Here is a 22780-nt window from a genome sequence, read left to right as displayed (position 1 = left end):
TGCGTCTCGAGCAGGCCGGCGGTCACGTTGTCGGGCCAGGGCCGCGTCGACGACAGCTCGGGACTGCACAGGGGCACCGCTTTCTCACACACGAGTTCGCCGACGGGACAGTCGACTTCGACGGTGACGTATCGATCGTGCTCGGTCGGTACCGTCCCCCGGACCGGGCTGTGATCCACGATACATATGGGACGAGCGTGCGGGAGGCGAACGGTCAGGTGCGTGGTCCGCGACGGTTCTCGGTGTCGGCCGTCTCGGTGGTACCCGGGTCGCGAAGTGCCGTGCGCAGTTCGGTCAGCAGGTCGTCGAGTTCGCGGCGCAGGTAGTCGCGGGTGACGGTGTCGCCGACGGCGAGGCGCACCGCGGCGAGCTCGCGGGCGAGGAACTCGGTGTCGGCCTTGGTCTGCTCGGCGCGCATCCGGTCCTCCTCCAGCGCCACCCGGTCGCGGTTCTCCTGCCGGTTCTGGGCCAGCAGGATCAGCGGTGCGGCGTAGGCGGCCTGCGTCGAGAAGGCCAGGTTGAGCAGGATGAACGGGTAGGGATCCCACTGGATGCTCAGCGCCACCATGTTCAGCGCGATCCACACGATCACCACGACGGTCTGGATCGCGAGGTAACGACCCGTGCCGAGGAAGCGGGCCAGTCGCTCGCTGTACACACCGACGATGTCGGCGTCGAGGTGGAACGGCAGGCGACGGCGGCCCTTCGTCGGGGTGTCGAGGCGGCGTCCGCCCCGGGCCGCGGAATCGGGGCTCACGACAGGCCTCCCCGCACCCTCGGGCGACCGGCGACGACGGTGTCGTCGTCATAGTTCTCGTTCTCTCGCCAGTCCTCGGGGAGGAGGTGGTCGAGGAGGTCGTCGACGGTGACCGCGCCGAGGAGGTGCCCCTCGGCGTCGACAACGGGTCCGCACACGAGGTTGTAGGTCGCGAAGTAGCGGGTGACCGCCTCGAGCGAGTCCTCCGGACCCAGTCGCGCGAGATCGGTGTCGAGGATGCCGCCGACGAGGTCGGCGGGCGGTTCGCGGAGCAGTGCCTGCAGGTGCACGCAGCCGAGGTACTTGCCCGTCGGTGTGGCCGTCGGCGGGCGGACGACGAACGTCAGGCTCGCCGACGCCGGGGTCAGGTCGGGGTTGCGGGCGCGGGCGAGGGCCTCGGCGATGGTGGTGCTCGCGGTGACGATGAGCGGCTCCGGTGTCATCAGGCCGCCTGCGGTGTCGGGGGAGTGCGACAGCAGCCGTCGCACCGGCGCCGACTCCTCGGGGTCCATCAGCTGCAGCAGGGCCTCGGCCTCGGTGTCGGGCAGTTCGCCGAGGAGGTCGGCGGCGTCGTCGGGATCCATGGCCTCGAGGACGTCGGCGGCGCGGTCGACCTCCATCCGGCCGATAAGCTCGGTCTGGTCGTCGACCGGGAGCTCCTGGATGACGTCGGCGAGTCGCTCGTCGTCGAGGGCGCCGGCGATCTCCTGGCGACGCTTGGACGGCAGCTCGCGCAGCGCATTGGCGACGTCGGCGGCGCGCATGCCCTCGAACTGCGAGAGTGCCTGTGTCACACCCTGTCCGGGCTGTTCGAGACTGCTGTGGGTGAGGCCGCGTACCGCCGACCAGCCCACGACGTGGGTCTCGCCGCGTCGACCGAGGCGGGAGCGGGTGCCCCGCAGTGCGACACGCGAGATGACCCAGTCGCGGGTGCGATTGCGTTCGATGCCCAGGTCGACCACGTGCATGTCGGCGCCGGCGAGTTCGGGGAGGTCGGGGTCGACGACCGTGACACGACTGTCGAGGATCTGCCCGATCGCCAGCGACTCCCCGGGGCGCAGGTTGAGACGACGCATGCTGATGGTCCCCGTGTTGAGGTTCACCGACGTCGGTTCGATGCTCGTGACCCGCAACATGGGTACGAAGATGCGTCGTCGGGTGCTCAGTTCGACGGCCAGACCGAGTGCTCGCGGCGGCGCCGAATCGAAGCGCAGCGACAGCACGAGGTCGCGTACGCGACCTATCGACTCGCCGTCGGGGCCGAGGACCGCGAGGCCCGCGAGCCTGGCCACGAACACCTTGCTCACTGCTGCCATGGCTGACAGGGTAGTGCGAGCCCTCGGCTGGTCGGCGTGGTGTGTCGATGAAGACACCCGTGCGGGCCGTGATGCCGGAATGCCGACCGCGATGCCGGAATCGAAGGACCATGGCGTCGTCGACGTGACGGGAGGACGCGATGGAGCGGGATGCTCCGCGGGCGGTGTTGCGCCGGTCGATCCTGGCCGTGCCGGGCAGCTCCGCGGCCATGCTCACCAAGGCACGCGCGCTGCCGGCCGACGAGGTCTTCTGTGATCTCGAGGACGCCGTGGCCCCAGAGGCGAAGGTCGCCGCACGGGCCGCGGTCGTCGACGCACTCACGGCCACCGACTGGCGGTCCCCGCGACGGGCGGTACGGGTCAACGCGTGGTCGACGCCGTGGACCCACGCCGACGTCATCGATGTCGTCGCCGGTGCGGGCGCACACCTGCACTCCGTCGTGCTGCCCAAGGTCGGTCGGGGGGCCGAGGTGATCGCGCTCGACCTCCTGCTGACGCAACTCGAGAGAATTCACGACCTGCCCGTCGGTGCCATCGGCATCCAGGCGCAGATCGAGGACGCCGGAGCACTGCGCCGGATCGACGAGATCGCCTCGGCCAGTGCGCGTCTCGAAGCGCTGGTGCTGGGCCCGGCGGACATGTCGGCCAGTCTGGGCATGCGCACCCTCACCACCGGTGAGCAGCCGCAGGGCTACACGCTCGGCGACGCGCACCATCACGTGCTGATGAGTGTGCTCGTCGCGGCCCGCGCGCACGGGCTCGCGGCCGTCGACGGACCGTATCTCGCCTTCGATGCGCCGGATCGACTGCGCGCCATCGCCCTTGCCGCCGCGGCCCTCGGGTACGACGGCAAATGGGTCATCCATCCGTCGCAGATCGACGTCGTCAACGATGTCTTCACGCCGCGTCAGGCCGATTACGACGCGGCCGAGGATCTGCTCGACGCGTACGCCACGGCCACGTCGACGGCGGGCGGAGCCCGCGGCGCGGTACGTCACCGCGGTGAGATGATCGACGAGGCGAGTGCGGCCATGGCGTCGGCACTCGCGCGGACCGGACGCGCCGCGGGCCTCACCCGGACGCCGACGGACGACGATCGCACCACCGAGAACGACACCGTACAGATCGCGAAGACGAAGGGCACGACATGACCAACCCGATCCGACCCGGTGGACGCGAGGCCCCGGGGCTGCCCACGCCGCCGTCGGGCTGGCCCATCGGCTCGTACCGCACCTACGCCGAGGCGCAGAAGGCCGTCGACTACCTCTCCGACGCCGAGTTCCCGGTGCAGGACGTGACCATCGTCGGTGTCGATCTGATGCAGGTCGAGCGCGTCCTCGGGCGACTCACCTGGGGCAAGGTCATCGGCGGCGGTGTCGCCTCGGGCGCGTGGCTCGGACTCTTCTTCGGGCTCCTGCTCAGCCTGGTCGTCACCGGTGCGATCGTGGTGCCCATCGCCTTCGGCATCATCGGCGGCATCGTCTTCGGCGTCATCTCCACGTCCATCCCGTACGCCGCCACCCGCGGCACGCGCGACTTCGCCTCCACCATGCAGTTGGTGGCGGGTCGTTATGACGTGATCTGCGATCCCAAGAGTGCGCCCCAGGCGCGCGACCTGTTGGCCCGTACCACCATCTGACGTCCGGATGTGCCCGTTCGGGCATCTCCGGGACCGCGCGGGCTCGATTCCGACACGAGTTGGCACGTTCATGCCGAATGTGTTGCGAGTCACGAATTGCCACCTATAACGTATTGCCTCAGGCATTCGAAGGTGCACGCCGTAGGTGACGCGTGCGCTCCGGTCGCAAGGAGGCGTACGTGGCGGGCATGAGACACACCAGCGGGAGCGGAAGGCGGGCGAAGTTCGCCGTCGCCGCCCTCGCGGCCGCGGCGGTCGTGCTGCCGGCGGTGAGCGCGTGCGGATCCGGGTACACACCACGGACCCTGAACGCATACGCACCGGCCGACGGCGCCTCGTTCATCGACCAGGTCGGCAAGAAGTGCAGCGCGGCATCGGGCGGCGAGTACAACATCGTCACCCACGCGCTGCCGAAGGCCGCCGACGACCAGCGCCTGCAGCTCGCGCGTCGACTCGCGGGCAACGACGCCGGGCTCGACCTCATGGGCATGGACGTCGTGTGGACCGCCGAGTTCGCCGACGCCGGATGGCTCGAACCCGTTCCGCAGGACCTGGTCTCCGACATCAGTTCTCAGTCGCTCCCCGGTCCGCTCGAGACCGCGGAGTGGAAGACCAAGTCCGACAACGCCAAACGGCTCTACGCGATCCCGACGTGGACCAACACGCAGCTGCTGTGGTTCCGTCCCGACATCCTCAAGCAGTACCTCGGGTCGACGAAGGCGCCCTCGACGTGGGACGAGGTGCTCGCGGCCAACGAGAAGATCCGGACGGCGTGGAAGGGACCAGGCGCGGCCCCCAGCTACATCGAGGTGCAGGGCGCGCAGTACGAGGGACTCATGGTGTGGTTCAACACCCTTCTCACCAGCGCGGGCGGTTCGGTGGTCGACGCCAACGACCCGACCAAGATCACCCTCAACGACACCCCCGCGCACCGCGCCGCGACCGAGAAGGCGCTGGAGATCATGCGGTCGGTCGCCCGCGCCCCCGGCGCAGACCCGTCGCTGAGCAACAACAAGGAGAACGAGGGACGCCTGGCCATGGAAAACGGCCTGTCGACCTTCCAGATCAACTACCCCTTCGTGTTCCCGAGCATGCGGTCCAACGCCGCCTCCGGCGACGTCGCCTTCTTCCCGGAGATGAAGAAGTACGCCAACCTCTTTGCCGACGCCGACAACCCGCCGAAGGACTCCGAACTCGGACCGGTGAACCAGCTGGTCCGAACCCGGTTCGACTTCGCGCGGTACCCCGGCGTCAACGCGGGCAGCCCGGCCAAGGTGACCGTGGGCGGGGTGAACCTCGCCGTCGCGAGCACCTCGAAGCAGAAGTCGTTGGCGTTCAAGGCGGCTGCGTGTCTCACGAACTCCGACGCGCAGAAGGTCTACTCGATCAGCGGTGGTACCCCGCCGACGATCTCGTCGATCTACGACGATCCCGATTTCAAGCAGACCTATCCGATGGGTGACGACATCAAGGCTCAGCTCGAGGCCAACTCGTCCTCGAACCGGCCGGCATCGCCGGTCTACCAGGCGATCTCGACGCTGCTCGTCGCCAAGCTGAGCCCTCCCGGTGGACTCGATCCTAAGAGCGGTGTGGATGTGCTGGCCGACCAGGTCCGCAAGGCAATCGACGGTAAGGGACTGATTCCATGACAGCGGCGGATGGGGGCCTCTCGGCGCCCCGGGGACGTCACGCGCGCGGCGAGACCGACCGGCCCGCGCCCACGACCGTGGCGCGCACCGAGACCGGCGGCGCGCCACCCACGGCGAAGAACGTCAGCGACGGCAAGAAGGCCGACCGTCGCCTCGGACTGCTGCTGATCGCGCCGGCCGCGATCGTGATGCTCGTCGTCACCGGTTACCCGATCGTCTACTCGGTGTACCTGAGCCTGTTCAAGGCCAGCCTCTCGGCGCCGGGCAAGAGCGAGTTCGTCTGGTTCACCAACTACGTGACCGCGCTCAGCGACAATTACTGGTGGACGGCGTTCGGGGTCACCCTGGGGATCACCGTGGTGTCGGTCGCGATCGAGTTCGTGCTGGGTCTGGCCATCGCACTCGTCATGCACCGCACCATCTTCGGCAAGGGACTCGTCCGCACCGTCGTGCTCATCCCGTACGGCATCGTGACCGTCGCGGCCGCCTTCTCGTGGTACTACGCGTGGACACCGGAGACGGGGTACCTGGCCAACCTGCTGCCCACCGGCAGCGCTCCGCTCACCGAGCAGATCCCCTCACTGGCGATCATCGTCCTGGCCGAGGTGTGGAAGACGACGCCGTTCATGGCGCTGCTGTTGCTGGCCGGCCTCGCCCTCGTCCCCGACGATCTGCTCAAGGCGGCCCAGGTCGACGGCGCGGGAGCATGGACGCGACTGATCCGGATCACGATCCCGTTGATGAAGCCGGCCATCCTGGTCGCGCTGCTGTTCCGCACGCTCGACGCCTTTCGCATCTTCGACAACATCTACGTGCTCACCAAAGGGGCGAACCAGACCGGATCGGTGTCGATCCTCGGATATGACAACCTGTTCCGCGCGTTCAACCTCGGCGTGGGATCGGCGATCAGCGTCCTGATATTCCTCACGGTCGCGATCATCGCGGCTCTGTTCATCAAGGGGTTCGGTGCATCCGCACCCGGATCCGACACCGAGGGGCGGTAGCGCCGAACATGAACCAGACTGCTGGACGCAAAGTCGGCTGGTCCGTCATCAACCTGCTGGTCGTCCTCTACGCGCTGATCCCCGTCCTCTGGATCGTCAGCCTGTCGTTCAAGACCACGGGATCGGTGACCGACGGCAGCCTCATCCCGAAGAAGTGGACGTTCGACAACTACAAGGGCATCTTCGACACCAGCACCTTCACCAGCGCGTTGATCAACTCGATCGGCATCGGGTTGATCACCACGGTGATCGCGGTGTTGTTGGGCACGGTGGCCGCGTATGCGGTGGCACGCCTGGACTTCCCGGGCAAGAAGCTGTTCATCGGCGCCGCACTGCTCATCGCGATGTTCCCGCAGATCTCGCTGGTGACACCGCTGTTCAACATCGAGCGCAAGGTCGGCCTGTTCGACACCTGGCCCGGTCTGATCCTGCCGTACATCACCTTCGCCCTGCCGCTGGCGATCTACACGCTGTCGGCGTTCTTCCGCGAGATCCCGTGGGAGCTCGAGAAGGCGGCCAAGATGGATGGCGCCACGCCCGCCCAGGCGTTCCGTAAGGTGATCGCGCCGCTGGCCGCACCGGGCATCGTCACCGCGGCGATCCTCGTGTTCATCTTCGCGTGGAACGACCTGCTCCTGGCCATCTCGTTGACATCGACCGAGAACTCCATCACCGCGCCCGTGGCGATCGCCAACTTCACGGGGGATTCGCAGTTCGCCGAGCCCACCGGCTCCATCGCGGCCGCTGCCGTGGTGATCACCATTCCGATCATCGTCTTCGTACTGTTCTTCCAACGTCGTATCGTCGCCGGCCTGACCTCCGGCGCTGTGAAGGGATAACCATGGCCGACATCGTTCTGGACAAGGTGAGCAAGCGCTACCCCGACGGCTCGCTGGCGGTCAGTGAGGTGAACATCGAGATCGCCGACGGCGAGTTCATCATCCTGGTGGGACCCTCGGGCTGCGGTAAGTCGACGACGCTGAACATGATCGCGGGCCTCGAGGACATCTCCTCGGGAGAGCTGCGCATCGGGGGTTCGCGCGTCAACGAGAAGGCGCCGAAGGACCGCGACATCGCCATGGTGTTCCAGAGCTACGCGCTCTACCCCCACATGTCGGTGCGCGACAACATCGCGTTCCCGCTGACCCTGGCGAAGCTGTCGAAGTCGGAGATCGCGTCTAAGGTCGACGAGGCCGCGAAGATCCTCGACCTCGGTCAGTACATGGACCGCAAGCCCGCGAACCTCTCCGGCGGGCAGCGGCAGCGTGTCGCCATGGGTCGCGCGATCGTGCGGAACCCCAAGGCGTTCCTCATGGACGAGCCGCTGTCGAACCTCGACGCGAAGCTGCGTGTGCAGATGCGCACCGAGATCTCGCGTCTGCAGCAGCGCCTCGGCACCACCACCGTCTACGTGACCCACGATCAGACCGAGGCCATGACCCTCGGCGACCGTGTCGTCGTGCTGCGCGGCGGCCATGTGCAGCAGATCGGCTCGCCGCAGGAGCTCTACGCCAACCCCGCGAACCTGTTCGTGGCCGGTTTCATCGGATCGCCGGCGATGAACTTCATCCCCGGCACCCTCGGCGCCAACGCGGTGCAGACGGCGTTGGGCGACATCGTGGTCCCCGAGCACCAGCGCGCGGTGTCGGCGGCGCGCTCGGTCGGCAGCAACGGCGAGGTCCTCGTCGGCATCCGCCCCGAGCACTTCGAGGACGCCCGTCTGCTCGACCCGACGGCACGCAGTGCCGGTGGTACGTTCAGCGCCCACGTCGAGGTGCTGGAGTCGATGGGTTCGGACAAGTTCGCGTACTTCACCGTCGACGGTCAGCGGGCGTCGAGCGATGCCCTCGCCGAGCTCGCCGCCGATTCCGGGGCGGACTTCGGGTCGAACCAGTTGATCGCGCGGCTCTCGCCGGAGTCGTCGATCACCAAGGGCACGCAGGCCGAACTGTTCTACGACGCCTCCAAGGTGGCGCTGTTCGACCAGTCGAGCGGGCACAACCTGCTGCTGCAGTAGACATCTGCGCGAACCACCGCACCGCCGCCGTCGACGATCTCGTCGTCGGCGGCGGTGGCGTTTCTCAGGGGTGTCAGCTCAGCTTGCGTGGGGCGAGGTCGCGCAGCTCGTCGATGATCGACTCGTCCCAGATGTGTTTGCGCACCAGGCGATAGCGCTCGCAGGCCAGCCACATGTACAGCTCGGCGTCGCTGGTGACGCGCGGCAGCACCTCCGCGCGACGCGCCATGCGGACCACCGGCAGGAACTCCTCACCGAACCACCGCCGGGCCACCTCGCCGCGGCCGAGGAACTCGCCCACCTCCTGACTCAGGCGGAAGCCCCAGGCCTCGACGTTCTCGGCCAACTCGGCGTAGTCGAACGGATCGGCCACCGTGATCGCCTCGGCCTGCTTGCCCTGCAACGGCACCCGCGCGAGGAACAGTCGCCGGTGATCCTTGAGCAGCAGGTCCGACGGTGCACTGATCCCGTCGGGGGAGATGCGGGTGTGGATCTCGGTGACGTAGGCGTCCATGGTCTTGAGGTGTCGCGCGATCGCGATCGACACACGGTGGTGCCCGTCGACCACGAAGTGCATCGATCCGACCCGGTAGAGCACGATGGGTGGCACCGCCTCGCCGCGCCGCTGCGCCGCGGCCAGACGCTGCCACCGCGCCCGGACGCGGGCCGAGGTGGGGCGGAAGTATCGGTCGAAATCCCGTGTGCGGTCGACGCTGCCGACGATGGACGACACCTCGACGACGACGAGACCCAGCGCGGTCTCACCGGTGCGGCCGAGGGCCGCGACGACCTCGTCGAACGGCAGGATCGTGTTGACGTCGGCCGGCGCCCGGGTGAACCACGCCGACAGGCGCGCCAGCTCCGCCTGCCGCCGGAGTCGACTGAAGTCGTTCTCGGCGTCGGCGTCGGGGAATCCGGTGTCACGAGCCATGTCGTCGCCTCCGCACGGTGATGCCGGTACCCCCGGCCTCGATGTCGAACACGGTGTAGCCCACCGTGTTCAACGACAGTGTCGATGCACAAGGGGTCGATGCCGCCGAGGTCGTCGGACGCCGCGCGGTGTCGCCGCGGTCGAGCGGTATCCGTCGGTCCTGCGGTGCCTGCCCGTAGGGGTGGATGTGTCCGTGGATCAGGGCCTGTGGCCGCAGCGACTGGACCAGATCGACCAGGCAACGGAAGCCGATGTGCGGACCGTCGTCCCCGTCGCCGTAGCCCCGGGCGGGACTGTGGGTCAACAGGATGTCCACCTGTGGGTCGGACTGCGGGCGGGCACCGACCCGTCGCGTCCGCACCGCGATACGGTGGCGCCATCGCAGGAGGTCCGCACGCCGACGTTGCGCGCCCTCCCGGTACTGGTTCGGGCCGTCGTTGTAGCGGATCGAGCCCCCGAGGCCGGCGATGCGCAGCCCGGCCACGGTCACGACGCGTCCGTCGGCGTTGACCGCGCCCGCCGGTCCGGGGTCGACGGCCGGCAGCCCGGCCCGCGTCCACCCCGAACGACCGCGATGGAACCCGGCGAGGTCCCGGTCGTGGTTGCCGGGCACGAACACGCACGGCGCACCGCTGCGTGTCGACAACGTCTCGAGGTAGTCGAAGGGGAGATCGCCCGCGCCGAGGATCAGATCGGGGGCGAGCTGCTCGACGAGGCCGTGGGTGAGTCCGTCGACCACCTCGTCGGCCACCGCCAGCACCCGCACCATGCGACGAGGCTACCGCGCGCGATGGGTGCCATCGGGGTGCGATGGTGTTGACTCGTAGCCGATGAGCACCTCCGTCACCGACCGGGTCACCGACCATCTCCGCGCGGCACTGCCCGGCGATCCCCAGCGCGCCTCGGTCACGTTCCTGGGCGTCGAGGCCGTCGATGTCCTGCGGTTCACCGACCCCGACAGTTCCGCCGCGGGAGATGTCGTCTTCGCCTCGGTCGGGTGTTCGCGGCACCCGATGGCCGACCCCACCGACCTCGGTGCCGACCCCGTGCGCGGCCCCCGCGCCGAGATCGTCGTCCGCATGCACGCCGGTGATCCGCTGGTGAACCTGCACCGCAGTGTGGCGCTGCTCGCCGCGACCCCCTCGGTGGAGGGCGTCGTCCTGCTCGCCGACGCACTGATCGACCTCGGCGAACCGCTGTGGTCGGGGTCGGCGTGCACCGCGGTGGTGCTCGCGGCCGACGAGATCGCCGACTGTCCTCTCGACGACCCGATGTCGCCGGTCACGTTCCTCCGGGCCGTGCCGATCACGGCGAACGAGGCCGCGTGGGTGCGGCTGCGGGGCGTCGAGGAGTTGCGTCGCGCCTGGGACGAGGCGGGGATCGACGTCGCCGACGTGCGCCGCGTCTCGGCCACACCCGGTCGGGCCTGAGTCTAGAGCCAGTCGTTGCGGCGGAAGGTGCGCCAGAGCCCGATGCACGCCGTGGCCAGCAGCGCCAGAACCAGGAAATAGCCGTACCGCCAGTGCAGTTCGGGGATGTTGTCGAAGTTCATCCCGTAGATGCCCGCCACCATCGTCGGCACCGACGCGATGGCCACCCAGGACGTGATCTTGCGCATGTCGGTGTTCTGCTGGATCGCGACCTTCGCCGACGCGGCCTCCAGCAGCGAGGTCAGGACCTCGTCGAAGGTGGAGATCTGTTCGGACACGGTCGTGTGGTGGTCGGCCACGTCGCGCATGTACCGCCGGACCTCCTTGGGGCACAGGTCGTTGTCCGAGGAGGTGAGGCGCTGCAGCGGGGTCGCGAGCGGCGCCACCGCCCGGCGTAACTCGGTCATCTCCCGCTTGAGGAGGTACACCGAGTCGATGTCGATCGATCCGCGCGGGGAGAAGATGCTCTCCTCGATGGCGTCGACGTCGTTCTCGACGGCGGCCGTCACGTCGAGGTAGGTGTCGACGACGTGGTCGGCGATGGCGTGCATCACCGCATACGGCCCGAGGGCGAGTCGGTCGGGTCGCTTCTCCAGATGGGACCGCACGCCGGCGAGGTGGGTGAAATCGCCGTGGCGCACGGTGATCACGAAGTTCCTGCCCACGAAGATCATGATCTCGCCGGTCTCGACCACCTCCTTGGCGGAGGTGAGCGAGTCGTGTTCGACGTATTTGACGGTGCGCAACACGATGAACTGCGTGTCGTCGTAGCGCTCGAGTTTGGGCCGCTGGTGGGCGTGGACGGCGTCCTCGACCATCAGTTCGTGCAGTCCGAAGGTGTCGGCCACACCCGCCATCTGCTGATCGTCGGGGGCGTGGAGACCGACCCACACGAATCCCTGACCGGTCGCGGTGACCTCGGCGAGCGCCTCGCTGTAGGAACGTCGTCCGGATTTGCGTTCTCCGTCGACGTAGACCGCGCAGTCGACGACGGCACGCGCGGGCGGGATGGGTACGCGGGGGCGCGGCGCACCACCGCCGGAGGGACGCAGTGACGGCAACGACGGCATGGTGCTACCTCCTCGGCATCGGGTGTGACGGCCTCGCGGCATCATCGTACGGGTGGCCGTCTCGACTAGCGTGGACGCCGTGATCGTCCTCCGAGCCCCTGCCGTGCCGTCTCGCAGGCGGGCCCGCATCACATCGGTGATGGTGTCGCTTCTCGCGGTGTCCGCCGTCGTCGTGGGGTGTTCGACGTCGGTGTCGGTCTCCGATCGCACGCTCGTCGTCGGCTCCGGCCCGGGTACGGCTCCGGCGATCGCCGCCGACATCTACGCCGAGGTGCTGCGGCACGAGGGGGCGACCGTGCGCTCGAGCCTGGTGACGGGCTCCTACCGGCAGCTGCTCGACGGCCTCGACCGCGGGACGGTCGATCTGTTCGGTGCGTTCGGCGGATCGCTGCTGTCGGCACTCGCGCCCGGCTCGACCGCGACCTCCACCGACGCGGTCTACGACGACCTCAACCGTGCTCTGCCGCAGGGTGTCTCGGTCGGCGATCCGACGACCGTGGTGGATCAGTTGCAGGTGGTGGTCGCCGCGCGGACGGCGTCGACGGCCGGGGTCGATGAGTTGTCGGAGTGTTCGCGACTGCCCGCCGGGCTCCCGGTGGTGAGCGACCGCACCCCCGACGAGGGCACGCTGGCCGCGCTGGCGACGGTGGGGTGTCGGTTCGGGCCGTTCCGCCGGGTCGCCGACGTGGCCGCGGTGACCGCCGAGGTGACCTCGGGTCGCGCGGTGGGTCTGGTGTCGACCCTGTCGACCGCGGGCAACGACGCCGCGTTGACCGTCCTCGCCGACAAGAAGCAGGTGTCGGCCGACGCCCGTGCCGCCCCCACCGCCGCGGGTACACCCGACGCGGCGGACCAACCGGCGATCCGGGCGCAGAACCTCGTCCCGGTGTTCGCCACCGCAGCACTCGACCGCGACCTCATCAAGGCCGTCAACAAGGTCGCCGGCGAACTCACCACCGCCGACCTCGCCACGATGGCAGAGAAGGTCTCGACCGGGACGGCGACGGCCTCCTCGGTGGTCTCCGACTGGCTGTCCGAACACAACCTCTGACGTGGCGAACGGGCCGACGGTGGGCGTGACGTGGTGGGGGCACTCGACGGTCACGGTCGTCGACTCGGGGGTGCGCGTGCTGACCGATCCGGTCCTCACCGCCGGTGTCGCCCATCTTCGCCGCCGACGTGGCCCGATCCCGGCCGCGGCGGCCCGCGACGCCGACGTCGTGGTGGTCTCGCATCTGCACTCGGATCATCTGCACGTCCGTTCCCTGGCGATGCTCGATCCCGCCACACCCGTCGTCGTCCCGCGGGGGACGCGTGCCGCGGTACCGGGAATGATCCGGCTGCGCGGCCGCGACATCCGCGAGGTGGGCGTCGGTGACGTGATCGAGATCGGTGGGGTCGAGATCCGGGCGGTCCCCGCACGCCACGACGGTCGGCGCCATCCGTTGGCACGGCACGCGCTCGAGCCGCTCGGCTTCGTCGTGACCGGTTCGGCGCGAACCTATTTCGCGGGCGACACCGATCTGTTCCCCGGTATGGCCGAGGCGGTCGGTGACTGTGATCTCGCCCTGCTGCCGGTCGGGGGATGGGGGCCGGGGCTCGGAGAGGGACACATGGACGCCGACCGGGCCGCCGTCGCGGCCGGGGTGTTGCGCGCGCGCCACGCCGTGCCCGTCCACTTCGGCACCTTCTGGCCGATCGGGCTGTCCGGCGTCGCGCCGCAGGAGTTCCTCCCGCCGGGTGCACGATTCGCCGCCGCCGCGACCTCCGCCGCGCCCGACACGACGACGCACGAACTGGTCCCCGGACAGTCGCTGTCAGTCTGAGCGGCCGCCGACGCCCGCCATCGTCCGCCGGGTGCGCTCCAGCAACCGACGCCGCAGCACCCAGATCGGGAAGGGCTTGCCGCTGCGCAGTTTCCGCAGCATCCGATACCGGTCGTAGAGCGTGACGATCAGCGAGATGAGCAGCAGGAAGAACAACGACGGCAGCGGCGCCACACTCGACCCACCCGGTGTCGGCAGGAGCACGAGGGCGACGACCACGCCGGCATTGATCGCCGAGACGGCGATGAACTGCGAGACGGTGGACGTCCACTCGGTACCGCGACCGGCAATCCAGTGGCTCACCACGGAATTCGCGACGACGAGGATGATCACCGTCACCACGATCTGGGTGTTCGTCGCGCGCACCCCGGGCACGATGCGCGAGAACACCAGCAGCAGCATCGACACCAGCACGATCTTCTCGATCAGTGGTCCGCGGAGGAACGCGCTCTGCGAGGCACGCACGTTCGCGGGCACGCGCGCGACGTTGCCGCCGCGGGTACGTGCCGACACGACGAACCCGAAGGGCCAATCACCCTCGGGCAGGCGGGACATCCCTGCCCGGAGCGCGACCGCGAGTGCGACGAGAACCGCCGCGGCCACGATCACGACCCACCAGCGATGGGCGACAGCGGTGCCCCACCCGTCGGCGAGGCCGACGCCGAACACCTTCGTCTTCACCTCGTCGGTGACGTCGAGCTCGGCGATGTGCAGCCACCATTCCTGCGGCAGTTTGACGACGATCCAGATGCCGGCGGCCAGCGCGATCAACGCCCGGCGACGCAGACGCGTGGGCGCCCAGCGACACCGGATCACCTCGTAGGCGATGAAGAAGTACTCGAAGGTGTTGGGGAACACCAGGAGCAGCCATCGGGAGTCGCTGAACTCGAACGCGACCACGCCGACGAGGCGGTAATAGAAGAGGAACCGCGCGATGCCGAAGGCGAAGGGATCCGACCAGTTCTGCAGCGTCGACAGGTAGGCGATGGCGAGGTAGTAGACGTCGAGCGCCTTGTCGTACTGCTGATAGCCGGCGATGTCGAGGCCGGGGACCTGTTGGAAGATCGTCTGATCGACCGCGTCGAGAACCAGCGCCGCAATGATCGCGGGGACCGGGAAACGCGGGATGAGCAGCGGTACCAACAACCGTCCGGCGATGACGAGGAGGACGACGGCTGTACCCACGGCCGTCACCCTATCCCGGGTGCGTCGCAGGTCAGGCGTCGAGCCGAGCGCGCAGGAACGTGCCCAGATGGTCGACCGCATCGGCGGCCTCGACGAGCATCCCCGCCTGCTGATGTCCGACGTGCCACAGGCGGTCGAACTCGAGGAGATCGACCTCGACGCCGGATGCCCGCAGCTTCTCGGCGAACCGGATCACCTGCGCGTACAGCGCCTCTCGGCGACCGATGTGGATGACTGTCGGCGGCAGACCGGTGAGATCGCCGTGCAGCGGTGCGTATCCCGGGTCGGTGGGGTCGCCGCCGCCGAGGTAGGCGTCGGCGCAGAACCGCGACCACCCACGGTTGACGACGGAATCGGTCGACCACGTCTCGTGGGTGTCGTCGCCGGGGTCGACCCACGGCGAGATGAGTCCGAGTGCCGCAGGGGTGATCCCGTGGTCGTCGAGGAGCCGGCGGGCGGTCGCCACCGACAGCCCGCCACCGGCCGAGTCGCCGGAGATCGCCAGGCGGTTCGGCGACCAGCCGTGGTTGTCGACGAGATCGCGGTAGGCCGCGACCGCGTCGACGACCGCGGCCGGGTACGGATCCTCCGGCGCGAGCCGGTAGTCGACGAGGTGGATCGCGGCGCCGGTCACGGCGGCGAGATGCGCGCCGAGGTGGCGGTGGGAGTGTGGCGAGCCCAACGTGTACCCACCACCGTGCAGGAACAGCACGGCGGTGTCGGTCTCGGTGGCGCCGACGGTCACCCGCTCGGTGGGCCGTCCGCCGACGGTGAGTGTCCGCACGACGGTGTCGCGGGGGAGGGGTTCCACGTCGAGCGCGCGGTCGGCCAGTGTGCGCTGTGTCGACAACGGGAGCCGGGGATGCAGCATGGCCCGGTACATGATCCGGGTCAGCGGTTCCACGACACCGATGGGCAGTTTCGGCCCGGCGGGACGGTACGGCATCGCGGTCAGCGCGGCTTGAGGGTCGCGCCGGCCGCACGTGCGACCACCGGCATGTACTTCGGGCCGAGGACGCGTACGAGCTTGTCGAGGAACTTCGCGTCGGCACCGACGAGGATGCGGGCCTTGTTCTTCTCGGCACCCGCGATGATGATCGACGCCGCCTTGGCCGCGGTCATGCGCGCGAGCTTCTTGTCGAACAGTTCCGCGAACTGCGCGATGTCGCTGCCCTCGTTGACCGTCGCGTTGCGGGCGATGGCGGTCTTGATGCCACCGGGGTGCACGCACGACACCGACACCGGGTATCCCGAGAGCCGCATCTCCTGCACGAGCGACTCCGTGAACCCGCGCACCGCGAACTTCGCTGCGTTGTAGGCGCTCTGACCGGGGATGGACAGCAGGCCGAACAGCGACGACGTGTTCACGATGTGGCCGTCACCGGAGGCGATGAGGTGCGGGAGGAACGCCTTGGTGCCGTTGACGACGCCCCAGTAGTCGACGTCCATGATCCGCTCGAAGGTCTTGAACTCGGTCAGCTCGACCTCACCGTGGTGGGCGATACCCGCGTTGTTGAAGATGGCGTTGACCTTGCCGAAGTGCGCGAGGACGGTGTCGGCGTACTCGAGCATCGCCTCACGCTCGGCGACGTTGAGCAGCTGCGAGTGCACCTGGGCGCCCTTCGCCTCCAGTATCCGCGCGGTCTCCTCGAGACCGGTGGGGTTCATGTCCGAGATCGCCAGCCGCGCACCCTTGTCGGCGAGCTGGAGGGCCAGTTCGCGTCCCATGCCCGATGCCGCACCGGTCACGACCACGACTTTGCCTGCGAAGTTCTTCATGTTGGTGCTGCCTCTCAGGAGTTGGCCGACGCAGGGCTGCGGTCGGACGTGCCCGCTGTGTCCGCTCGGCTGGTGTCGTAGGCGGCGATGTCGAAGTTCTTGGTCGCCTTGCGGAAATTGAACGTGAACCCGGGCCAGAGTGTGGTGATGTTACCGAACTCGTCCTTGTACCAGCTCGCGCAACCGCCGTTCTCCCACACGCTCGTCGACAGCGTCGTCTGGAGGTTCTTGTTGTAGACCTTCTGGTCGGCGGCGCGGACCTCGGTGCGCGCGATCGCATTGCGCTCGGTCGTCTTGAGGAAGTCGATCAGATAGTTGAGCTGCGACTCGATCATGAACACCATCGAGGTGTGGCCGAGACCCGTGGCCGGGCCGACCATCAGGAACATGTTGGGGAACCCGTGCACCATCGCGCCCTTGTAGGCACTCATGCCGCCGCGCGCCCACACCTGCGCGAGGCTCTCGCCGTCCTTGCCGATGATGTGCTCGAAACCGGGGGAGTCGGTGACGTGGAAGCCGGTGGCGACGACGATGGCGTCGACATCGCGCACGGTGCCGTCCTTGGTGACGATCCCGGTCGGGGTCACGTGGTCGATGCCGTCGGTGACGACGTCGACGTTGTCCTGCCCCAGGGCGGGGTAGTAGGTGTTCGAGAGCAGGATGCGCTTGCAGCCCACCTTGAACTTCGGGGTCACCTTTGCGCGCTTGACCGGATCGGCGATGCCGCGGCGGATGTTGGCCTTGCCCGCGGCGTGCGCGGGGCGCAGGACGTCGGGGCGATGGGTGAGCCCGTACGACACCAGCTCGTGTGCCAGGTAGATGCCGGTGCGCGAGAGGCGCTGTGCGCCCGGGATGGTGCGGAACAGCCAGTGCTCGAATCGCGTGTACTCGCGGTCGGCGCGGGGCAGGACCCACGGCGCGGTGCGCTGGTAGACGTCCATGTGGCCGATCTTCGGCGCGAGCTCGGGGATGATCTGGATCGCCGAGGCGCCGGTGCCGATCACCGCGACACGCTTGCCGCGCAGGTCGGTCTCGTGGTTCCACCGTGCGGAGTGGAAGATCTCGCCGGCGAAGTCGCCGATGCCCGCGACGTCGGGCAGCCGCGGCTCGCACAGGGGGCCGATCGCGCCGATGAGGATCTCCGCGCGGACGGTGATGTCGCCGTGTTCGGGATGGCTGGTCTCGACGAACCAGCGGTTGGCCTTCTCGTCCCACCGTGCGTCGGTCACCTCGGTGCCGAAGCGGGTGCGCCGGGCCAGGTCGTACTTGCTCGCGACGCGGTTGATGTAGGCGTGGATCTCGGGCTGCTTGGAGAACGACCGCGACCAGTCGGGGTTGAGCTCGAAGGAGTACGAGTAGAGGTGCGACGGGACGTCACATGCGGCACCGGGGTAGGTGTTGTCGCGCCAGGTGCCGCCGAAATCCGATCCGCGGTCGAGGACGACGAAATCCTCGAATCCGTTCTGGTGCAGCTTGATCGCTGCTCCCATGCCGGAGAAGCCCGCACCGATGATTGCGATCTTGACATCGTTCATAGGAACGATCGTACACCCTATTGACGACGGGTCAATAGCTTATTGACCCATGTTCAGTACACTGATCCCCATGACGCAGGCCAAGCGCACGCGGATGAGCCCGGAAGCCCGTCGGGAACAGCTCATCGAGCACGGGATGTCCATGCTGTCCGACAGGCCGCTCGATCAACTCACCATCGACGCGATCGCCGAGTCGGTCGGTGTGTCGCGGGCCTTGCTGTTCCACTACTTCGAATCGAAGCACGATTTCCACGTCGCCATCGCCCGCGAGCAGAGCCGTCGGATGCTCGAGTGCACCGAGCCGGATCTGTCGCTCGAGGATCCCATCGAGATCCTGCGAGCGTCGATGTCGGAGTTCGTCGACTTCGTCTCGGCCAACCGCCACGTCTACCTGACCCTGCTGCGCGGCGCGGTCGGTGCCGACCCCGCGATGCAGGAGGTGTTCACCGACACCCGCCGCGTCATGGCCCAGCGCGTGCTGGATCGGGCGGGTTCCCTCGACATCACCCCGACGCCGATGATCCGTATCGCCGTCGACGGGTGGATGGCGTTCGTGGAGGAGGTCATCGTGGCCTGGTTGACCGACGACGACGGCATCCGACGCGAGGCTCTGCTCGACCTGATCACCGCCTCGCTGCCGCTGCTGGCCGCAGCGGCAGCGAGTGAGTGATCCTCACCGGCGCGGGCTACGCATCACCCGAAGGCCGATGCGGAGCGCCGGAGGCGATCACGCAACACCCGAAGGCCGATGCGGAGCGCCGGAGGCGATCACGCATCACCCGAAAGCTCTGTCGATGATCTCCTGCTGTTCGACGGCGTGGACCTTGCTCGAGCCCGACGACGGCGCCGACATCGCGCGGCGTGACACCCGCTTGAGCGCGCCGAAGTACTCCGGCAGCACCTCGGGGAGATGCAGTCCGAAGAACGGCCACGGACCCTGGTTCGCCGGTTCCTCCTGTACCCAGAAGAACTCCTGCACGCCGGGGTACTGCTCGAGGACCTGACCGAGCCGCCGGTGCGGGATCGGGTAGAGCTGCTCGATGCGCACGATCGCGATGTCGTCGCGACCGTCTTTCTCCTTGCGGGCGGCGAGCTCGTAGTAGAGCTTGCCGCTCACCATCAGCACACGGGTGACCTTGTCGCGCACCTTCTGATCGGTGATCGACGGATCGTCGATGACCGACTTGAACTTGCCCTCGGTGAAGTCCTCGACGGGGCTGACCGCGGCCTTGTTGCGCAGCATCGACTTCGGGGTGAAGACCACGAGCGGACGGCTGATGCCGTCGAGCACGTGACGACGCAGCAGGTGGAAGTAGCTGGCCGGTGTCGACGGCAGCGCGACGGTCATCGAACCCTCGGCGCACAGCTGCAGGAACCGCTCGATACGTCCCGAGGTGTGGTCGGGACCCTGGCCCTCGTGACCGTGCGGGAGCAGCAGCACCACGTCGGAGAGCTGTCCCCACTTGGCCTCGCCGGAGGAGATGAACTCGTCGATGATCGACTGGGCGCCGTTGACGAAGTCGCCGAACTGCGCCTCCCACAGCACCAGCGAGTCGGGGTCGCCGACGGAGTAGCCGTACTCGAAGCCGACGACGGCGAACTCGCTCAGCGCCGAGTCGTAGGCGTTGAAGCGACCGCCGGCGTTGTCGCCCTCGGTCTGCACCAGCTGGTTGAGGGGGGTGTACTCCTCGCCGGTCTTGCGGTCGATGATCACCGAGTGCCGCTGCGAGAACGTGCCGCGGCGGGAGTCCTGCCCGGACAGTCGGACCCGGCGTCCCTCCTCGACGAGCGAGCCGAAGGCGAGCAGCTCGGCGAACGCCCAGTCGATGTGGCCCTCGCGGGACATCTCCTGGCGGCGCGTGAGCACGGGCTTGACGCGCTGGTGCACCGAGAAGCCCTCGGGCACGTTGCCGAACGCGTCGCCGATCGCCTCGACGGTCGCGCGGTCGATGCCGGTCATCAGCTTGGTGGGCAGGGTCTGGTCGGACTCGACCGACGGGCTGGGTGCCGCCTGGTACTTCTCGAGTTCCTTGACCTCGTTGAAGACGCGCTCGAGTTGTCCCTGGTAGTCGCGCAGGGCGTCCTCGGCCTCCTTGGTGGAGATGTCGCCGCGGCCGATCAGCGCCTCGGTGTAGCTCTTGCGGACGCCGCGCTTGGTGTCGATGACGTCGTACATGGCCGGCTGCGTCATCGAGGGGTCGTCGCCCTCGTTGTGTCCGCGACGGCGGTAGCAGACGAGGTCGATCACGACGTCCTTGTGGAACTCCTGGCGGTAGTCCACGGCGAGCTTCGCCGCCCACACGCACGCCTCGGGGTCGTCGCCGTTGACGTGGAAGATCGGCGCGCCGATCATCTTGGCCACGTCGGTGCAGTACTCCGACGACCGCGAGTGCTCGGGCGCGGTGGTGAAGCCGACCTGGTTGTTGACGACGATGTGCACGGTGCCACCGGTCTGGTACCCCGGCAGCATCGCGAGGTTGAGCGTCTCGGCGACCACGCCCTGCCCGGCGAACGCGGCGTCACCGTGGAGCATCAGCGGGAGCACCGAGAACACGCCGTCGCCGCGGTCGAGCAGATCCTGCTTGGCGCGCACGAGGCCCTCGAGGACCGGGTCGACCGCCTCGAGGTGCGACGGGTTGGCGGTGAGCGAGACGTTGATCTCGTTCTCGCCGAACATCTGGTAGTACTTGCCCTCCGCGCCGAGGTGGTACTTCACGTCGCCCGAGCCGTGTGCCTGCGACGGGTTCAGGTTGCCCTCGAACTCGGAGAAGATCTTCGAGTAGGGCTTGCCGACGATGTTGGCCAGCACGTTGAGTCGGCCGCGGTGGGGCATGCCGACGACGACCTCGTCGAGTCCGTGCTCGGCGCTCTGGTCGATCACGCCGTCCATCATCGGGATGACGGTCTCGGCGCCCTCGAGCGAGAAGCGCTTCTGCCCGACGTACTTGGTCTGCAGGAACGTCTCGAACGCCTCGGCGGCGTTGAGCTTGCTCAGGATGTACTTCTGTTCGCCCACAGGCGGTTTGGAGTGTTTGATCTCCACCCGCTCCTGCAGCCACTGCTGCTGCTCGGGCTCGAGGATGTGGGTGTACTCCACCCCGACATGGCGGCAGTAGGCGTCGCGCAGCACCGACAGGATGTCGCGGAGCTTCATCGTGTCCTGGCCGTGGAAGCCGCCGACCTTGAAATCGCGGTCGAGGTCCCACAGCGTCAGGTCGTAGGTCAGCACGTTGAGATCGGGGTGTGCCGCGCGGGCGTCGGAGTCGATCATCAGCGGATCGATGTCGGCCATGAGATGGCCACGGTTGCGGTACGCGGCGATGAGCTCTAGCACGCGCGCGTTCTTGTCGACCGACGGCGACGCGATGTCCTTGCGCCAGCGGATCGGCTCGTACGGGATGTGGAACGCGGTGAAGATCTCGTCGAAGAACGCGTCGTCGAGGAGCAGGTTGTGGATGGTGCGCAGGAAATCGCCCGACTCGGCGCCCTGGATGATGCGGTGGTCGTAGGTCGAGGTCAGGGTCATCAGCTTGCCGACGCCCATCTCGGCGATCCGCTCGTCGCTCGCACCCTGGAACTCGGCCGGGTACTCCATCGCACCGGCACCGATGATGGCGCCCTGACCCTTCATCAGTCGCGGCACCGAGTGCACGGTGCCGATGGTGCCGGGGTTGGTGAGCGAGATGGTGACGCCGGCGAAGTCGTCGGCGGTGAGCTTGCCGTCGCGCGCGCGGCGCACGATGTCCTCGTACGCGGCGTGGAACTCACCGAACTTCATCGTCTCGGTGTTCTTGATGGCGGCGACGACGAGCGACCGGCTGCCGTCCTTGCCGGGCAGGTCGATGGCCAGGCCGAGGTTGATGTGGGCGGGGGAGACCGCGTTGGGCTTGCCGTCGACCTCGGCGAAATGCCGGTTCATGTTCGGGAACGACTTGACCGCCTGCACGATCGCGTAGCCGAGGATGTGGGTGAACGAGATCTTGCCGCCGCGGGTGCGTGCGAGGTGGTTGTTGACCACGACGCGGTTGTCGATCATCAGCTTCGCGGGGATCGCGCGGACGCTCGTCGCGGTCGGGATCTCCAGCGACAGCGCCATGTTCTTGGCCACCGCGGCCGCGGCACCGCGCAACACCTTGGCGGTGTCCTCGGCGGGGGTCGACGCGGAATCGGTGGTCTTCCCGGCCGGCGCCGAGGCCTTCTTCGCCGAGCCGTTCGTGCTCGCGGCCTTGCCGTTCGCGGAGCTCTTGTCGCTCGAACCGGTGCCCTTGTTGGGGTTGGGCGCCTTCGCCACGGCCTTGTCGACCGGGACGGTCTTGGTGACCGGTGCGGTGCGGGTGGGCGGTGGTGTGGCGTCGCTGCCCGCCGAGCTGTCGCGGCTCTCGATCGCCTGACCCGATGCGGCCTTCGTCGCGGGGGCCTCGCTCACCCCGTTGGATGCGCGGGTCGACGACGCCTCCATCGCCGAGGACGACCGGGCGCCCGCCGAGGCCTTCGACGCGCCGTTCCCGTTGCCGGAGTGCGACTTCGAACCCGAACCGTTCGCTGCTGCCGCGCCACCGGACGCCTTCGGGGTGTAGGTCTCGAGGAAGTCGTGCCAGCTCCGGTCCACCGAGTCGGGGTCGGCGCGGAAGCGCTCGTACAT

The 22780-nt window shown here is 68.2% G+C and carries 20 protein-coding genes; 10 read left to right on the top strand and 10 right to left on the bottom strand.

Features of this window, described 5'->3' with window-relative positions:
• Positions 1 to 214: 214 nt before the first annotated feature.
• Both ACQ7HM_RS07835 and ACQ7HM_RS07830 read right to left on the bottom strand, forming a co-directional pair.
• Complete coding sequence (locus ACQ7HM_RS07835; protein WP_434215710.1) at positions 215 to 757, bottom strand: DUF1003 domain-containing protein; 543 nt, start codon at positions 755 to 757, stop codon at positions 215 to 217.
• Positions 754 to 2073, bottom strand: a complete 1320-nt coding sequence (locus tag ACQ7HM_RS07830; RefSeq protein ID WP_434215709.1) for a magnesium transporter MgtE N-terminal domain-containing protein — start codon at positions 2071 to 2073, stop codon at positions 754 to 756. Before ACQ7HM_RS07830 ends, ACQ7HM_RS07835 begins: the two co-directional genes overlap by 4 nt.
• A 140-nt stretch (positions 2074 to 2213) precedes the next feature.
• Here ACQ7HM_RS07830 and ACQ7HM_RS07825 point away from each other — a divergent pair, with 140 nt between their 5' ends.
• From ACQ7HM_RS07825 to ACQ7HM_RS07800, 6 genes are all read left to right on the top strand, one after another.
• Positions 2214 to 3224 (top strand): HpcH/HpaI aldolase/citrate lyase family protein, encoded by a 1011-nt coding sequence (locus ACQ7HM_RS07825; RefSeq protein WP_434215708.1) that lies wholly within the window; start codon positions 2214 to 2216, stop codon positions 3222 to 3224.
• Positions 3221 to 3712 (top strand): general stress protein, encoded by a 492-nt coding sequence (locus ACQ7HM_RS07820; protein ID WP_434215707.1) that lies wholly within the window; start codon positions 3221 to 3223, stop codon positions 3710 to 3712. The genes ACQ7HM_RS07825 and ACQ7HM_RS07820 overlap by 4 nt, the downstream gene beginning before the upstream one ends.
• Positions 3713 to 3900: 188 nt before the next feature.
• On the top strand, positions 3901 to 5361 hold the full coding sequence (locus ACQ7HM_RS07815) for an extracellular solute-binding protein (RefSeq protein ID WP_434216381.1): 1461 nt from the start codon (positions 3901 to 3903) through the stop codon (positions 5359 to 5361).
• Positions 5358 to 6365: a carbohydrate ABC transporter permease gene (locus ACQ7HM_RS07810; RefSeq protein WP_434215706.1), complete on the top strand. Its 1008-nt coding sequence runs from the start codon at positions 5358 to 5360 to the stop codon at positions 6363 to 6365. The genes ACQ7HM_RS07815 and ACQ7HM_RS07810 overlap by 4 nt, the downstream gene beginning before the upstream one ends.
• An 8-nt stretch (positions 6366 to 6373) precedes the next feature.
• Entirely contained in the window at positions 6374 to 7204 is an 831-nt protein-coding gene (locus tag ACQ7HM_RS07805; protein WP_434215705.1) for a carbohydrate ABC transporter permease, read from the top strand.
• A 2-nt stretch (positions 7205 to 7206) separates the two neighbouring features.
• Positions 7207 to 8382 (top strand): ABC transporter ATP-binding protein, encoded by a 1176-nt coding sequence (locus tag ACQ7HM_RS07800; protein ID WP_434215704.1) that lies wholly within the window; start codon positions 7207 to 7209, stop codon positions 8380 to 8382.
• Between the two features lie 73 nt (positions 8383 to 8455).
• Here ACQ7HM_RS07800 and ACQ7HM_RS07795 read toward each other — a convergent pair whose 3' ends face one another.
• Together ACQ7HM_RS07795 and ACQ7HM_RS07790 are read right to left on the bottom strand one after the other, a co-directional pair.
• Positions 8456 to 9313: a chromosome partitioning protein ParB gene (locus ACQ7HM_RS07795; RefSeq protein WP_434215703.1), complete on the bottom strand. Its 858-nt coding sequence runs from the start codon at positions 9311 to 9313 to the stop codon at positions 8456 to 8458.
• Positions 9303 to 10082: a metallophosphoesterase family protein gene (locus tag ACQ7HM_RS07790; RefSeq protein ID WP_434215702.1), complete on the bottom strand. Its 780-nt coding sequence runs from the start codon at positions 10080 to 10082 to the stop codon at positions 9303 to 9305. The genes ACQ7HM_RS07795 and ACQ7HM_RS07790 overlap by 11 nt, the downstream gene beginning before the upstream one ends.
• 61 nt (positions 10083 to 10143) lie before the next feature.
• Here ACQ7HM_RS07790 and ACQ7HM_RS07785 point away from each other — a divergent pair, with 61 nt between their 5' ends.
• Positions 10144 to 10743, top strand: coding sequence for a suppressor of fused domain protein (locus ACQ7HM_RS07785; protein WP_434215701.1), 600 nt, complete (start codon positions 10144 to 10146; stop codon positions 10741 to 10743).
• 2 nt (positions 10744 to 10745) lie between these two features.
• Here the strand turns inward: ACQ7HM_RS07785 and ACQ7HM_RS07780 are convergent, their stop codons facing one another.
• Positions 10746 to 11813 (bottom strand): magnesium and cobalt transport protein CorA, encoded by a 1068-nt coding sequence (locus tag ACQ7HM_RS07780; RefSeq protein WP_434215700.1) that lies wholly within the window; start codon positions 11811 to 11813, stop codon positions 10746 to 10748.
• A 79-nt stretch (positions 11814 to 11892) separates the two neighbouring features.
• Between ACQ7HM_RS07780 and ACQ7HM_RS07775 the strand changes: the two genes are divergently transcribed.
• Both ACQ7HM_RS07775 and ACQ7HM_RS07770 read left to right on the top strand, forming a co-directional pair.
• Entirely contained in the window at positions 11893 to 12864 is a 972-nt protein-coding gene (locus ACQ7HM_RS07775) for a glycine betaine ABC transporter substrate-binding protein (protein ID WP_434215699.1), read from the top strand.
• Between the two features lies 1 nt (position 12865).
• Positions 12866 to 13639, top strand: a complete 774-nt coding sequence (locus tag ACQ7HM_RS07770; protein ID WP_434215698.1) for an MBL fold metallo-hydrolase — start codon at positions 12866 to 12868, stop codon at positions 13637 to 13639.
• Here ACQ7HM_RS07770 and ACQ7HM_RS07765 read toward each other — a convergent pair.
• The 4 genes from ACQ7HM_RS07765 to ACQ7HM_RS07750 are packed head-to-tail and all read right to left on the bottom strand — an operon-like array spanning position 13631 to position 18138.
• Entirely contained in the window at positions 13631 to 14824 is a 1194-nt protein-coding gene (locus tag ACQ7HM_RS07765) for a hypothetical protein (protein WP_434215697.1), read from the bottom strand. The two genes, ACQ7HM_RS07770 and ACQ7HM_RS07765, sit on opposite strands and share 9 nt — an antisense overlap.
• Positions 14825 to 14855: 31 nt before the next feature.
• Positions 14856 to 15770 (bottom strand): alpha/beta hydrolase, encoded by a 915-nt coding sequence (locus tag ACQ7HM_RS07760; protein ID WP_434215696.1) that lies wholly within the window; start codon positions 15768 to 15770, stop codon positions 14856 to 14858.
• Between the two features lie 5 nt (positions 15771 to 15775).
• A complete protein-coding gene (locus tag ACQ7HM_RS07755) occupies positions 15776 to 16603 on the bottom strand; it encodes an SDR family NAD(P)-dependent oxidoreductase (protein WP_434215695.1) in 828 nt (275 codons plus the stop codon).
• A 14-nt stretch (positions 16604 to 16617) separates the two neighbouring features.
• On the bottom strand, positions 16618 to 18138 hold the full coding sequence (locus ACQ7HM_RS07750) for a flavin-containing monooxygenase (protein ID WP_434215694.1): 1521 nt from the start codon (positions 18136 to 18138) through the stop codon (positions 16618 to 16620).
• 70 nt (positions 18139 to 18208) lie between these two features.
• Here ACQ7HM_RS07750 and ACQ7HM_RS07745 point away from each other — a divergent pair, with 70 nt between their 5' ends.
• Positions 18209 to 18808 (top strand): TetR/AcrR family transcriptional regulator, encoded by a 600-nt coding sequence (locus ACQ7HM_RS07745; protein ID WP_434215693.1) that lies wholly within the window; start codon positions 18209 to 18211, stop codon positions 18806 to 18808.
• Positions 18809 to 18913: 105 nt separating this feature from the next.
• Here the strand turns inward: ACQ7HM_RS07745 and ACQ7HM_RS07740 are convergent, their stop codons facing one another.
• A complete protein-coding gene (locus tag ACQ7HM_RS07740; protein WP_434216380.1) occupies positions 18914 to 22780 on the bottom strand; it encodes a multifunctional oxoglutarate decarboxylase/oxoglutarate dehydrogenase thiamine pyrophosphate-binding subunit/dihydrolipoyllysine-residue succinyltransferase subunit in 3867 nt (1288 codons plus the stop codon).

This window comes from Williamsia sp. MIQD14 (assembly GCF_051025635.1).
Lineage (GTDB): Bacteria > Actinomycetota > Actinomycetes > Mycobacteriales > Mycobacteriaceae > Williamsia_A.
This window is presented reverse-complemented; position numbering and strand designations above follow the sequence as displayed.